This is a genomic window from Drancourtella sp. An57 (assembly GCF_002161525.1).
GTDB lineage: Bacteria > Bacillota > Clostridia > Lachnospirales > Lachnospiraceae > Sellimonas > Sellimonas catena.
Genome location: NZ_NFHY01000013.1, coordinates 1 through 13,356, shown reverse-complemented (window position 1 = coordinate 13,356; position 13,356 = coordinate 1). Strand labels below are relative to the sequence as shown.

At 45.6% G+C, this 13,356-nt stretch carries 12 protein-coding genes; all 12 read left to right on the top strand.

Annotated features, from left to right (window positions below):
- Positions 1 to 7 precede the first annotated feature (7 nt).
- The 12 genes from B5G11_RS11385 to B5G11_RS11330 all read left to right on the top strand — a co-directional run bounded on the left by B5G11_RS11385 (position 8) and on the right by B5G11_RS11330 (position 12,990).
- Positions 8 to 217, top strand: a complete 210-nt coding sequence (locus tag B5G11_RS11385; protein ID WP_087253794.1) for a hypothetical protein — start codon at positions 8 to 10, stop codon at positions 215 to 217.
- A gap of 21 nt (positions 218 to 238) precedes the next feature.
- Positions 239 to 1,477: a M20 family metallo-hydrolase gene (locus B5G11_RS11380; protein WP_087253791.1), complete on the top strand. Its 1,239-nt coding sequence runs from the start codon at positions 239 to 241 to the stop codon at positions 1,475 to 1,477.
- 114 nt (positions 1,478 to 1,591) lie between these two features.
- Positions 1,592 to 3,256: a PucR family transcriptional regulator ligand-binding domain-containing protein gene (locus B5G11_RS11375; RefSeq protein ID WP_087253788.1), complete on the top strand. Its 1,665-nt coding sequence runs from the start codon at positions 1,592 to 1,594 to the stop codon at positions 3,254 to 3,256.
- Between the two features lie 138 nt (positions 3,257 to 3,394).
- Positions 3,395 to 4,642 (top strand): Zn-dependent hydrolase, encoded by a 1,248-nt coding sequence (locus B5G11_RS11370; protein WP_087253785.1) that lies wholly within the window; start codon positions 3,395 to 3,397, stop codon positions 4,640 to 4,642.
- Positions 4,643 to 4,661: 19 nt separating this feature from the next.
- The gene (locus B5G11_RS11365) at positions 4,662 to 5,819 is read left to right on the top strand and encodes an FAD-dependent oxidoreductase (protein WP_087253783.1); all 1,158 of its coding nucleotides are present in this window, start codon (positions 4,662 to 4,664) and stop codon (positions 5,817 to 5,819) included.
- A gap of 79 nt (positions 5,820 to 5,898) precedes the next feature.
- Positions 5,899 to 6,693 carry an electron transfer flavoprotein subunit beta/FixA family protein gene (locus tag B5G11_RS11360; RefSeq protein ID WP_087253780.1) on the top strand — a complete coding sequence of 265 codons (795 nt, stop codon included), beginning with the start codon at positions 5,899 to 5,901 and terminating at the stop codon, positions 6,691 to 6,693.
- Complete coding sequence (locus tag B5G11_RS11355; RefSeq protein WP_087253777.1) at positions 6,693 to 7,673, top strand: electron transfer flavoprotein subunit alpha/FixB family protein; 981 nt, start codon at positions 6,693 to 6,695, stop codon at positions 7,671 to 7,673. The genes B5G11_RS11360 and B5G11_RS11355 overlap by 1 nt, the downstream gene beginning before the upstream one ends.
- Positions 7,674 to 7,697: 24 nt before the next feature.
- Positions 7,698 to 8,222 (top strand): nitroreductase family protein, encoded by a 525-nt coding sequence (locus B5G11_RS11350; protein ID WP_087169067.1) that lies wholly within the window; start codon positions 7,698 to 7,700, stop codon positions 8,220 to 8,222.
- A gap of 164 nt (positions 8,223 to 8,386) precedes the next feature.
- A complete protein-coding gene (locus B5G11_RS11345; RefSeq protein ID WP_087169068.1) occupies positions 8,387 to 8,845 on the top strand; it encodes a hypothetical protein in 459 nt (152 codons plus the stop codon).
- 42 nt (positions 8,846 to 8,887) lie between these two features.
- The gene (locus tag B5G11_RS11340; RefSeq protein WP_330677465.1) at positions 8,888 to 10,180 is read left to right on the top strand and encodes a TrkH family potassium uptake protein; all 1,293 of its coding nucleotides are present in this window, start codon (positions 8,888 to 8,890) and stop codon (positions 10,178 to 10,180) included.
- A 20-nt stretch (positions 10,181 to 10,200) separates the two neighbouring features.
- Complete coding sequence (locus B5G11_RS11335) at positions 10,201 to 10,866, top strand: TrkA family potassium uptake protein (protein ID WP_087253775.1); 666 nt, start codon at positions 10,201 to 10,203, stop codon at positions 10,864 to 10,866.
- 126 nt (positions 10,867 to 10,992) lie between these two features.
- Positions 10,993 to 12,990, top strand: coding sequence for a beta-galactosidase (locus tag B5G11_RS11330; protein ID WP_087253944.1), 1,998 nt, complete (start codon positions 10,993 to 10,995; stop codon positions 12,988 to 12,990).
- Positions 12,991 to 13,356: the final 366 nt, after the last annotated feature.

Sequence of the window (13,356 nt, the reverse complement as noted above, 5' to 3'; positions counted from 1 at the left end):
GCGGATCATGGAAGAACAGAAATTTTTTCGGACAAGAGCAGGACGGCTGACGATTGCATTCTGTGTTATCATGGCGGCATTTGTGCTCATGCTGACAGGCCTGCATTCAGACAACAGTATGTTATATTCAGTCGGTTTCGTTATGACAGCAGCAGCAATGCTGTATTCTCCGATTGAAGTACATATATATCAACGCTTAAAAAAATCCAAAAAATAAAAAGAAAGAGAGGAACTATTTATGGGCATTGAAGAAGTAACAGGAAGAATTGCCGCGAATCTGGAACACTTGAAACAGTATACAGCGACACCGGGAGAGGGCTGTACAAGACTGCCGTTCACAAAAGAGGCAAGAGAAGCGGCGGAATATCTGAAGGGACTGATGGAAGAAGCAGGCCTGGAAGTCCGTGAAGACGCAGCAGGAAACGTAATCGGAATTATGAAAGGGGAAGATCCTTCTCTTCCGTGCGTTATGATGGGCTCTCACTATGATTCTGTTGTAAACGGCGGGGACTATGATGGTATTGCCGGCGTTATCTGCGCGGTTGAGGTTGCAAGACAGTTAAAAGAAAAAGGCATTACTCCGAAGAGAAACTTTGCGGTTGTAGGTTTCTGCGATGAAGAAGGAATGCGTTTCGGTACGGGATATTTCGGATCCGGAGCAATGCTTGGACACAGAGATGTAGAATACTGCAAAAAATTCAAAGACACTGACGGTATTTCCATTTATGATGCCATGAAAGGATACGGACTGGATCCGGAAAAGATCGGAGACGCAAAGTGGCCGGATGGATCTATCGGATATTTTCTGGAAGCACACATTGAGCAGGGACCTGTTCTGGACGCAGAGAACATTGAACTTGGACTTGTCGACTGTATCGTAGGAATTCAGCGTTACATGGTAACCGTGCACGGAAGATCCGATCATGCAGGAACTACCCCGATGGATATGAGAATGGACGCTGTAGATGCAGCTACAAAAGTTATCTCCAAAATTGCGGACTGGGCAAGAGAAAAAGCAGACGGTACGGTTTCCACAGTAGGATATATCAATACGGTTCCGGGAGGCATGAATATCGTTGCGGAAGAATGTCAGTTTACAGTAGATATCCGTTCCAAGAATAATGACAATATCAATGATATTGCAAACCGGATCCGCGCCGCACTTGACAGAGAAGTAAAAGCAATGGGCGGAAGCTATGATATCGAGACAAAACTGGTAATCACACCGGTTGATCTTTCTCAGGAGATGCTTGGAATTATGGAAGAAAGCTGCAAGCAGCACGAATACAGCTACAAATACCTTCCAAGCGGAGCCGGACATGATGCGCTTGAGATCGGTCAGGTTCTTCCGACAGTTATGCTTTTCGTACCGAGCAAAGACGGAAGAAGCCACTGCCCGGTAGAGTTTACAAAGTACAGTGATTTTGCAAAAGCAGCAACAATCATGACAGAACTTGCAGAGAAGCTTCTCGGATAATCAGATCTGAAAAATAATTTGTTTGAAAGAGGCTGTGTCACAGGATTTTCTGTGACACGGTCTTTTCATTATGTTATACTATATGTATTACGAGAAAGAAACGGATGAGAAAACATGGGATTTACAGTAGAGGATCTTCTGCGTACGGAAGAAGGCAGAACGATGAAAATTGTCTGCGGAGAGCAGGGGCTGAATAATGAAATCAAAGGGGTAACCATAATCGAAGCACCGGACATTGTAAAGTTTATTAATGGCGGAGAACTTCTGCTAACCGGACTTTATGCGTTTAAATCCTGTAGTGTTGAAGAGTTCAAAAGTTATATCTATGAATTCAGAAAAAAGAAAATCAGCGGACTGATTGTAAAAAGAGGCAGGCTGGTAGATGATGCGGATAAGAAAATCGAACTTCTTCAGGAATATGCCCGAAAAAACAGGATACCTATCATGGAAGTGCCGTTTGAGATGTCATTCCAGAGGATTCTGGCGATAGTCATGGAGCATCTGTTTGATGAAGAGGTCATGCTTCTTAAATACTTCAAAACAACACATGATAATTTTACCGCGCTGACACTTGGAAACAGTGGATCAGAGAATCAGTTTCAGAAAATTCTGGATATGCTGGAAAAGCTGATTCGGAATCCGGTCTCATTATATAATCAGAATCTCACCTGCTATGCTTCCTCGTCAGGGGAGAAGGGAAATCTGAAGTTACTTGATAATCTTCAGGATTACGATCCGGATGTACTGACCAATTATCAGTACTGGAAACAGGTGGGAGAGTATATCCAGTATGTGATCCGGGTACGGATGAATGTCGGTATTCAGATGTATCTGGTGGTGACAGAAAAAACGCCTCCGTTTACAAAAATGGACTGTATTGCGATTGAAAATGCGATTGTTGCCCTTCAGTATGAGTTCTCCAGACAGTTTGCAGTTGAAGAACTGGAAAAGAAATTTCAAAATGATATCCTTAACAATATTTTAAACGGCAAGGTAACATCTGAGACAGAGCTTGAGAAGAATGCGGGGCTGCTCCAGATGGACAAAAACGGAACCTACAGGGTGCTTGTCTTTGGTGTAAAGCAGGATGGAAAGCCTCAGAAGAACATGAATGAAAAGCTGATGCATATTACCTGTCTGGAAGAGGCGGTAAGACGCCGGTTTCCGAACCTGAAAATTCACCGGGACCTTGATAAGATAGTGACTATCCGGGAAGCGGATTCTTCCAGAACACAGTCCGAGCACAGAAAAGAAATGCAGGACATTGTCCGTCAGGTTCAGGAGGAAATGAAATATCAGAACCGTAATCTGTGCGTGAGAGTAGGAGTGGGAAAGATTGTTACAGGAATAGCCAATCTCCCGGAATCGTACAAGGAGGCCGATGAGGCACTGACGTTCATTGATATTGCGGGCGATATATCGGGAGACGGAAATTCTTCGGTAATGATGTTTTCGGACTTTGGAATTTTCAAGCTGCTGTGCGAGCAGGACAATCTGCAGAATCTGATAGAATACATACCGGAATCTCTGCAGAAACTTCTTCAATATAAGAAGCCGCAGCAGGAGGATCTGATTACAACGTTAAAATCATACCTGAAGAATAATCAGAACCTCTCCAGAACTGCGCAGGAACTTTATGTACATTATAAAACCGCAGCGTACAGAATCGAAAAAATCGCAAGAATTACAGGTATGGATTTCGACAATGCCAACGAAATGCTGGCGGTGCGCATAGGCCTTATTGTGTATAAAATGATAGAAAACTACAATAAAATATAGTCAAAAAATTCTTTTTTAGGCAGTTTATCCAATCTGGATAAACTGCCGTCTTTTTTTTATCAGAATCCGCCGATGCGAAGTGTTAAAAAAATATCTATACTCTATACTATGAGGAACAGCCAGAAAGGAAGGGATTACGTGGAAGTTGATGTAAAAAAAGTCATGGAACATCTGAACGAAATCTACCAGTGCGGTGCAAAACCGGATGGCACTTTTACGAGGATGGCTTACTCCGAAGAGGACAAAAAAGGAAGAGCGCTTTTCAGAAGCTGGTTTGAAAAGCTTGGAATCCCGACACGGACAGACGAGGCCGGAAATCTGATTGCACGTCTGGAGGGAACAGACCCGTCGCTTCCGGCGATCCTGACAGGATCACATCTGGACACGGTGCCGGATGGAGGAAAATATGACGGAACAGTCGGATGCATGGGCGGACTGGCGGTCTGTGAGACATTGAAAGCAGAAGGGAAACAGTTAAAACATCCGCTGGAGGTTATCGTGTTTGCGGACGAAGAAGGATTCCGGTTTGGAAGCGGACTTACGGGAAGCAGCGCTCTGTGCGGAGAAAAGCCGGATATCAGTGCAGATGATCTGGATATGGACGGCAGGACAAGAAAAGAAGTCTTTGAAAGCTGTGGCCTGTCTGTGGAACATGTATCCGATGCGGCAAGAAATCCGGAATCGATTCACTGCTTCATCGAACTGCATGTAGAACAGGGAGGAACACTGTACAAAAAACAGATTCCGGTAGGAATTGTGTCTTCGATTGCCGGAGTCAGCCGCTATGAAGTGACAATTACAGGCGAGGCAAACCATGCCGGAAGCACAATGATGGAAGACAGAAAGGACGCGCTTGTAACGGCTGCGAAGTTCATAGCAAAAGTACCGGAGACAGCAGCGGAATACGGAAACCAGTATACCGTTGCAACAGTGGGAACGATCAAGGTTACACCGAATTCCGTCAATGTAATTCCGGGAAGCTGTACTTTCCATCTTGAGATTCGGGATCAGAAGGCGGAAGTCATGAAAGAGATCGAGATGAAGCTGAAAGAATACGCGGAAGAACTGTGCAGCTGCGCAGGAGAGACTCTTTCCTGGGAACAGATTTCCTATCACGCACCGGCGCCGATGCATGAATCGGTAAAGCAGGCGGTTGAGACAGCTGCAAAGAAGATCGGAACCGAATATATGGTTCTTCCAAGCGGGGCATTCCATGATTCCCTGTTGATGACAGGATTTGTACCGACCGGTATGATTTTTGTTCCAAGCGAGAAAGGAATCAGCCATTCACGGTATGAATATACAAAAGAAGAAGATATCGAAAGAGGCTGCAACGTACTGTTGCAGACAATTCTGGAAGCAGACAACATGGAAATGACATGTTAATTTAGAAAGGAGAAGAGATATGGAGAAAAAAAGAATTGGTATCATCGGCGGAGGTATTTCTGGTACATGTTTAGGTTACCATTTAAGCCTCTATGACAACGCGGAAGTGATCGTATTTGAAAAAGCTACGATCGGCGGAGCTTCCACAGCTAAATCCGCAGGAACAGTATGTCTTTTTGATGACTCTCTGAAAAACAGATACTGGGACGTAAGACTTTACGGATTTGAATCCTATCTGAAAATGGAAGCGGAAGAAAAAGGATCCGCTGGATTTGACAAGACCGGCACACTCGTTGTCGCTACAAACGAGCAGGTAGAAGCAACAATCAAAACCGGTATCGCACTTGCAAAAGCAGCAGGATATTCAGGTGAATATATCACAGATAAAGACAGAATCAAAGAGATTCTTCCGGACATCTCCACAGAAAATATTCTTGGAGCCGGATATACACAGGATGACGGCTACTTTGACGGAACCATGATCTCCAACACTTATGCAAAGAAACTGCAGAAAAACGGCGGAGTGATCAAGACCGGCGTAAAAGTGACAGAAGTCATTGTGAAAGACAATAAAGTCAAAGGATTAAAGACAAGCGAAGGCGAAGAATATGAATTTGACTATGTTGTAGACTGTACAGGACCATGGAGCAAATTTACAGGGGAACTTGTAGGTCTGGATGTACCGATCTGGCATACAAAAGCCGAGGCATTCTTCCTTTGCCCTCCTGGAAAGAAACTCAGCTACACATTCCCGGTACTGAAATATCCGGAATTCTATGCTTTAAGAGCGGGAGACAACATCTTTATCTGCAAATCCCACCTCTCCATGGATCTGAACAATCCGATGCATGCAGGACAGTGGGATCCGGACAAACTTCCGGAAACAGGCGGAACAGACGATTACTTTATCGACTTCCTGCTTGATCAGCTTGAAGTAAAAGTTCCTGGAATCGTAGACAGCGGTCTTGTATCATCATGGCTGTCTTACCGTGCAGAGCCGAAGGATTTCCTTCCGATTCTTGGAGAAACTCCGGTAGAAGGATACATCCTTGCTACAGGCTACGGCGGAAATGGTGTCATCGAAGCACCGGCAGCAAGCCGTGATCTTGCAAAACTGATTATGCGCGGCGAGTCCACTCCGTTACTGGAAGACTGGGCATTCAAACGTCTGCTTTAATTTTAGATAAAAATCTGGTGCAGTCCGGCAGTGGAGTTTCTTCGCGGCCGGACTGCTGTGAAAATTTCAGGAGGAAAACATGGATATAGCGGTTCTTATTAAACAGGTACCTGTTTCAAACAATGTATCAGTAGATCCGGAGACACATGCCCTCATCCGTGCAAGTGCAGAGGGAATGATCAATCCGGCTGACTTAAATGCAATCGAAGAAGCCATGATGCTCAAAGAGCAGACAGGCGGAAAGGTTGTAGTTTTCACGATGGGCCCTCCGGATGCCGAAAAGGCACTTCGTGAGGCAATGGCACACGGCTGCGATGAAAGCTGCCTGATCACAGACAGGGTAGTAGCAGGAGGCGATACGATTGCGACAGCAAGAGTACTGGCGGAAGCAATCAAAAAATATGGACAGTTCGATCTGATTCTTGGCGGCGCTCTGTCTGCGGACGGAGCAACAGGTCAGGTTGGAGCAATGGTTGCGGAATGTCTTGGAATTCCTCACATCTGTGAGATTCAAAGCATCAAGTATGATGAAGCTGCTCCGGACAAAATCGAAGCGGTGAAAAAAGTATACGGGGAACGTTTCCTTGTACGTACTTCGCTGCCGGCAGTACTGTCTGTAAACTTTGGATGCAATGTGCCAAGACTTGCTACACTTCGTAGTACAAGAGCGGCAAAGAACAAACCGCTTGCTGTCTATACTAACGCGGACCTGAATCTTCCGGAGGACCAGGTCGGAATTAAAGGTTCTCCGACAGCAGTCATCGATTCCTTCGAACCGACAGGAGGAAGAATGGCAGAAATGCTGACCGGAACACCGGAAGAACTGGCTGTGAAACTGAAAGACCTGATCGATGAGGAGAAAGGAAATTTATAATGGCTAATGGAATTTGTATTTTCGCAGAAAATTATAATGGAAAATTAGAGCCGGCTTCTGCAGAACTTGTCTCCGCGGCACGTCTGATTCAGGAAACAACAAAAGAGCAGATCAGCGCGGTTGTTGTGGCAAAGGACTGCGACGGTATTATTGAAGAATTAAAAAATATTGGCGTAGAGAAAATATACGCTGTAAAGACAGATCATGATATCCTTTTTCAGGATGATGCTGCAAGTCAGGTACTTGCTGATATAATCAGAAAGATTGATCCGTCTTCTGTTCTGATTCCGGCGACACCGGCAGGACGTTCCATATTCTCAAGAGTAGCGATGAAATTAAACTGCGGACTGACCGCAGATTGTACAGAGCTGCTGGTGGGCACAAAAGAGGATGGATCCTACTATATTAAACAAAACAAACCATCTTATGGAGAAAACGTTTTTGTTACCATCGTTACAAGAGACGGATACTATCCTCAGATGATGACAGTACGTCCGGGTGTTTACACAATCCCGGAAAAGTCAGAGGGAAACGCGGAAGTTGTCTACATGGATGATATTCAGATCCCGGAATCCAGAATTGAGATCGCGGAAATTCTGCCTCAGGAAGATTCTACAGACAGCATTCTCTCCGCGGAGATTGTTGTCGTAGGAGGAAGAGGAACTCTGGAAGACGATAATTTTGAACTTGTAAAACAGTTTGCGGATAAGATAGGGGCTGCTATCGGCGGTACCCGTCCGATGGTAGATACAGAGACCATTCCGTTTGACCACCAGATCGGTCAGACCGGACTGACAATCCGTCCGAAAATCTGTATTTCTCTTGGTGTATCAGGAGCAATCCAGCACACAGAGGGTATCAAGGATACCAAACTTTTTGTTGCAGTTAATACCGATGAGAATGCGGCGATCTTCAAAGTGGCTGATTATGGAATGGTAGCCGATCTCCGTGAGGTTCTGGAAAATTATCTGAAACTGTAGTACAATACAACTGAGGTGAGACAAATGGAATTATTAGAATTAATGAGAACAAGACACAGCATCCGCAGCTATGGCGATGCGCCGGTATCTGAGGAAGACATCACAAAAATCCTTCAGGCAGGAATGCTTTCCGCGTCAGGAAAAGCAATCCGTCCATGGGAGTTTATCGTCGTGACAGATAAAGATGTCCTGCAGAAAATGTCCGACTGCCGGGCAGGATCTGTGAAGATGCTCAAAGAAGCAGCCTGCGCTATCGTGGTAGTCGGCAATGAGGACGCATCAGATGTCTGGATCGAGGACTGCTCCGCAGTGATGAGCAACATGCATCTGATGGCTCATGCACTGGGACTTGGCAGCTGCTGGGTACAGGGAAGACTCAGAAAAGCAGAGGACGGAAGAGACACGGAAGCATTTGTACGGGATATTCTCGGATATCCGGAAAACTACAAGCTTCAGGCGATTCTTACGGTCGGAGTGCCGGCGGAGGAAAAGAAACCTTATGAGTTAAGTGATCTTCCGACAGAGAAGATTCACTATGGAAAATTCTGATAAAACCCGGTGTCATGCGGGGTGGATCTGTACAGAAAACTGTATAAATCCACCCCGTTTTTTTTGCGGTTTTTTGCGGTTGACAAACGGTATTTTTCGTGATATGTTTAGGACAATTTCGTTATAAACAAGAAGAGAAATCAAGGTGAAAGGCGGTGGAGAATATGGATCTGGTCAAGAAGGTGATAGTGCTTGTCTGCAGTATCATCCTGGTAGGGTTTACCCTGACCGATTTCCATTCTGTCATTGCGGAGGATCCGGCGTATGCCGGACATCTTTTTGTCAATAAACCGGAGAAGCAGACACTCACAGCACACGAGAAGAAAAGCCATCCTGATTCGGACGCCAACAGAGAAGAAGCCGGAATTATGTGGAAGTATCTGAGAAGTGGAAAACAGAAAGCGGCCAGAGGACTGGCACTTTCCACGATCTTTCTGGCCGGGTCGGCTGCTGCATTGTTCCGGATTTTTGAAAACCGGCATTATCTGGGAGGTCTTCTCCTTCAGGTAGTTTATATGGCACGGTTCCTTTATGAACTGTCAGTGCAGAAAGACAAGGACGGCAAGAAAAGAACTTCCGCACGGAGGCTTCTGCTTTCGTTCCAGGACAGTTCAAAAATATAAGGAAGACGTGAAAGGAATTAAGGGAAAACCATGGAACGGTTTATGAATTTTATAAAGCGTCAGTCACCGGGGCTTGTCATCACATCAGGGTTTGCCATTGTAATTTTCATTGGAGCTCTGCTGCTTTTGCTTCCGTGTTCCGTGAAGGACGGGGCGACAGTGACATTTGTGGACGCACTCTTTACATCCACGAGCGCAGTCTGTGTAACCGGACTGATAGCCATTGATACGGCAGATCATTTTACTGCGATTGGACAGGCTGTTGTAGCACTGCTGATTCAGATCGGAGGTCTTGGAGTGACATCTGTCGGAGTCGGAGTTATGATTGCGGTAGGACACCGCGTCAGCTACAGGAGCCGGACACTGATCAAAGAGGCACTTAATGTGGATACCTACAGTGGAATTGTGAAGTTTGTAAAAGCGATTCTTCTGACGACGTTGTTTTTTGAAAGTTTGGGAGCAATTTTAAGCTTTATCGTATTCAGTCAGGATTATCCGACACTTCATGCCCTTGGAATCAGTGTATTCCATTCCATTGCGGCGTTTAACAATTCGGGATTTGATATTCTGGGCGGATTGAGAAATCTGATCCCGTATCAGGAGAATGTCCTGCTGAATCTGACCACCTGCGGATTGATTTTCTTTGGCGGTATCGGTTTCCTTGTCATTATGGATATTCTGAAGCAGAGAAAATTCAAGAAGCTTATGTTTCATTCAAAAGTTGTACTGACAACAAGTATTGTCCTGATTATTGTAGGGACAGTCCTGCTAAAGCTGACCGAGCACATCACATGGCTTGGCGCGTTGTTTCACAGTGTTTCAGCGAGAACAGCAGGTTTTTCAACATATCCGATCGGAAGCTTCAGCACAGCCGGACTCTTTGTCCTCTGTGTTCTGATGTTTATCGGTGCTTCTCCGGGATCAACCGGAGGCGGTATCAAGACGAGTACATTCTTTACCCTTGCACAGGCAGTCCGGAGTATGTTTTCAAAACGTGCGGTTGGCGCATTTAAGAGAAGCATCTCAAAACAGAATGTCAGCAAGGCGTATGCGATCACACTGCTTTCTGCAATTGTCGTGGTCGTAGCGGTATTTTTGATGTGCATTATTGAGCCGGATATCGACTTTATGAAAATCCTTTTTGAAGTGATTTCGGCGTTTGGTACCGTAGGACTTTCTACCGGCATTACGCCGGATTTGAGTGATCCGGGGAAATTGATCATTATCCTTGTCATGTTTATTGGAAGACTCGGAGCTATGACCCTGATCACCATGTGGGTAAACCGGCCGGAGCCGAATATCCGGTATGCGGAAGAACAGATTTCAGTTGGTTAAGAGAAAGGAATAAAATAGAGATGAAAAAGAAAGCATCAGCAAAAACTTTTGGAGTGATCGGGCTGGGACGTTTTGGTATGGCGCTTGCCATGACGCTTGCAAAAGGCGGGAAAGATGTCATTGTTATTGACGAAAATGAAAGTAAAGTAAGAGAAATGAGACCGTACACGGATTATGCATTTGTGACAAGCAATCTGAATGAAGAAAGCCTTCGGGAGGCGGGCATCCAGAATTGTGACGTGGTAATTGTCTGCATTGGTACGAATGTAGGAGTTGGAATATTAACAACACTTAGTGTCATTGAGATGGGAGTACCAAGAGTGATCTCCAAGGCGCTTAGTACAGAACAGGGAGCGGTTTTGAAAAAGATCGGTGCAGAGGTTGTCTATCCGGAAAAGGATATGGCATATTTCCTCGGGAAACGTCTGATTTCCGATAATTTTCTGGACTTCATCCATCTGAATGACAGCGTAGAGATCCGGCAGGTACGTGTATCCGGAAGCGCGAGCGGAAAGAGTATTGAAAAACTTGCTCTTCGGAAACACTATCAGTTGAATATTATCGCTTTGGAAAGAGAGAATAAGACAACGATAGAGATCCACCCGGAAGACACTCTCAGAGAAGGCGATATCATTTCTGTAATCGGAAAGGTCGAAGATATCGACGCTTTTGAAAATCAGCTTTAACAGATAAGATAAAAGGTTCTCCTGACAGGAGAGCCTTTTTCGATGTGCAGAACAGTCAAAAAAGAGGTGCATTGTGAGCTGATTTCTATATAATAGAAAGCAGGAATGAAAGGAGTGAAACAGACGATGGAAAAGGAAATCTTGTTTGGCGCTGCATACTATCCGGAGTACATGCCGTATGAAAGAGTAAAAGAGGATATCCGGATGATGAAAGAAGCGGGAATGAATGTGGTGAGAATTGCGGAATCTACATGGAGCACGTTGGAACCGGAAGATGGTGTATTTGATTTTTCCTATATCGACCAGGTTATAGAAGAAGCCGGTAAAGCCGGAATGAAAGTGATTATCGGGACACCGACCTACGCGGTACCGTCATGGCTTTGCAGGAAAGATCCGGGTGTACTGGTAGAAACCGGACAGGGAGAGTCTTACTACGGAAGAAGGCAGATTTTCAATCTCCTCAATCCGACCTTCCGATGCCACGCAGAGCGGGTTATCCGAAAGCTGGCGGAACATACGGCCGGAGCCGGACCGGTAATAGGATTCCAGATTGATAATGAGACAAAACACTACGGAAATATGGGCAGGGAGATACAAGCCGCATTCAGAAAGGCCATGGAAGAAAAATTTCAAACCACGGAGAATCTGAACAAGGCCTTCGGACTTGCATACTGGAGCAACTCGATTCATAACTGGGAGGATTTCCCCGACATGAGAGGCTGTATCAACGGCGGTCTTGCCTCTGAGTTTTCTGCGTTTCAGAGAAAGATGGCAGCGGATTATCTGATGTGGCAGGCGGATCTGATCCGGGAATACAAGCGGGAAGATCAGTTCATTACCCACAATCTGGATTTTGAATGGAAGAAATTCGGGGCCGATATCGCGCAGGACGGCTATTCCTACGGGGTGCAGCCGGACATTAACCATTATGAGGCAGCAAAAGCGCTGACCCTTGCAGGTACGGATATTTACCATCCGACACAGGACGATCTGACCGGAGCAGAGACGGCCTTTGGCGGAGATTCGGTCCGAAGTCTCAAAGACAGCGGATATCTTGTTCTGGAATGTCAGGCACAGGCTTTTAAATACTGGACGCCGTATCCGGGGCAGCTGAGACTTCAGGCATACAGCCATCTGGCATCCGGTGCCATCGGAACACTTTACTGGAACTGGCACTCCATTCACAGCGGATATGAGACATACTGGCGGGGAGTTTTAAGCCATGATCTGGACACGAATCCGGTCTACGAAGAAGCCGCTGTTATTGGAAAAGAATGGTCAAAACTGGGAGAAAAAATCAACGGACTGCAAAAAAAGAACGAGATTGCCCTTGTAATTGACAACCATTCGATGTCAGCATTGAACTGGTTCCCGATTGATAAGGATCTCAGTTACAACGACGTTGTAAGGTGGATGTATGACAGCCTTTATGAGATGAATCTGGAGTGCGATGTGGTGGATGTCCGGGCGTTGGACCCGTCCAGATATAGGATGATTGTGACGCCGACGCTTTACAGTGTGCCGGAGGAGATGCTGAAAAAGCTGGAGACATTTGTCAGAAAGGGAGGCGTTCTGGTCAGCTCTTTCCGATCCTTTGTGGCGGATGAGTACCTCAGAGTGTACCATGACAAGGCACCGCATATCCTGCACGAATGCTTTGGAATGAGCTACAATCAGTTCACCGAGCCCGGGCGTACCCGGCTGAAAGGGAAGGAGGTCCGGTATTTCGCGGAACTTTTGAAAATGGAGGGAGCCGAAAGCATGGCGGACTATGAGCATAAATACTGGGGCCGGTACGCGGGAATGACGCATCACACGTTTGGAGAAGGACATGCATATTATATGGGATGCTGGACCTGCAAAGAAACGCTGAAAGAACTGTACCGGAAGGCAGCAAAATCCGCCGGAATCTTCTGCTCGGAACTGGCCTGGCCGGTGACAGTAAGAAGCGGAGTGAACCGGGAAGGGAAACAGATTCATTATCTGCTGCATTACAGCGAAGAGGAACAGGAAATTCTCTGCCCGTATGATAATGCCGTAGATCTGCTGACCGGGAAATCATACCGGAAAGGGGAGCCAATCTGTCTTTCGGACTGGGATGTGAAAATACTGGAGGAAGCGTAGATGAAAGCGTTTTTATATACGACAACAGAACAAGTCGAATTTTCCGGAATTTGCTCAGGATTCATGACAGGACATTGCCGGTTCTGTATGGCCGGGACGGTTAAAAATGAAAGAAACTCTATTTTCTCCGTAGCATATCAGGTCCGAATACGGTTATAAATGGGAATTTCTTTTTTTAATCCGTAGTAAAGCAAGTTCTAATACGGTGCGAATAATAGAAAATGGATTTGTAACCGTAGTAAATTGGATAAAATGAGCCCTATAAAGAGGACACGGGTAAAATCCTTTTTGTACGTATTTTGAGATTTAATCCTATATTGTGGACACAGATTTGACTGCTGTTATTATGTTGATAGCTTTGAAAAC

Coding starts and splice junctions, on each gene's coding strand:
- B5G11_RS11345 (WP_087169068.1), top strand. CDS start 8,387: ATGGATCTGGTCAAGAAGGTGATAGTGCTTGTCTGCAGTATCATCCTG.
- B5G11_RS11340 (WP_330677465.1), top strand. CDS start 8,888: ATGAATTTTATAAAGCGTCAGTCACCGGGGCTTGTCATCACATCAGGG.
- B5G11_RS11330 (WP_087253944.1), top strand. CDS start 10,993: ATGGAAAAGGAAATCTTGTTTGGCGCTGCATACTATCCGGAGTACATG.
- B5G11_RS11365 (WP_087253783.1), top strand. CDS start 4,662: ATGGAGAAAAAAAGAATTGGTATCATCGGCGGAGGTATTTCTGGTACA.
- B5G11_RS11360 (WP_087253780.1), top strand. CDS start 5,899: ATGGATATAGCGGTTCTTATTAAACAGGTACCTGTTTCAAACAATGTA.
- B5G11_RS11380 (WP_087253791.1), top strand. CDS start 239: ATGGGCATTGAAGAAGTAACAGGAAGAATTGCCGCGAATCTGGAACAC.
- B5G11_RS11335 (WP_087253775.1), top strand. CDS start 10,201: ATGAAAAAGAAAGCATCAGCAAAAACTTTTGGAGTGATCGGGCTGGGA.
- B5G11_RS11350 (WP_087169067.1), top strand. CDS start 7,698: ATGGAATTATTAGAATTAATGAGAACAAGACACAGCATCCGCAGCTAT.
- B5G11_RS11385 (WP_087253794.1), top strand. CDS start 8: ATGGAAGAACAGAAATTTTTTCGGACAAGAGCAGGACGGCTGACGATT.
- B5G11_RS11375 (WP_087253788.1), top strand. CDS start 1,592: ATGGGATTTACAGTAGAGGATCTTCTGCGTACGGAAGAAGGCAGAACG.
- B5G11_RS11355 (WP_087253777.1), top strand. CDS start 6,693: ATGGCTAATGGAATTTGTATTTTCGCAGAAAATTATAATGGAAAATTA.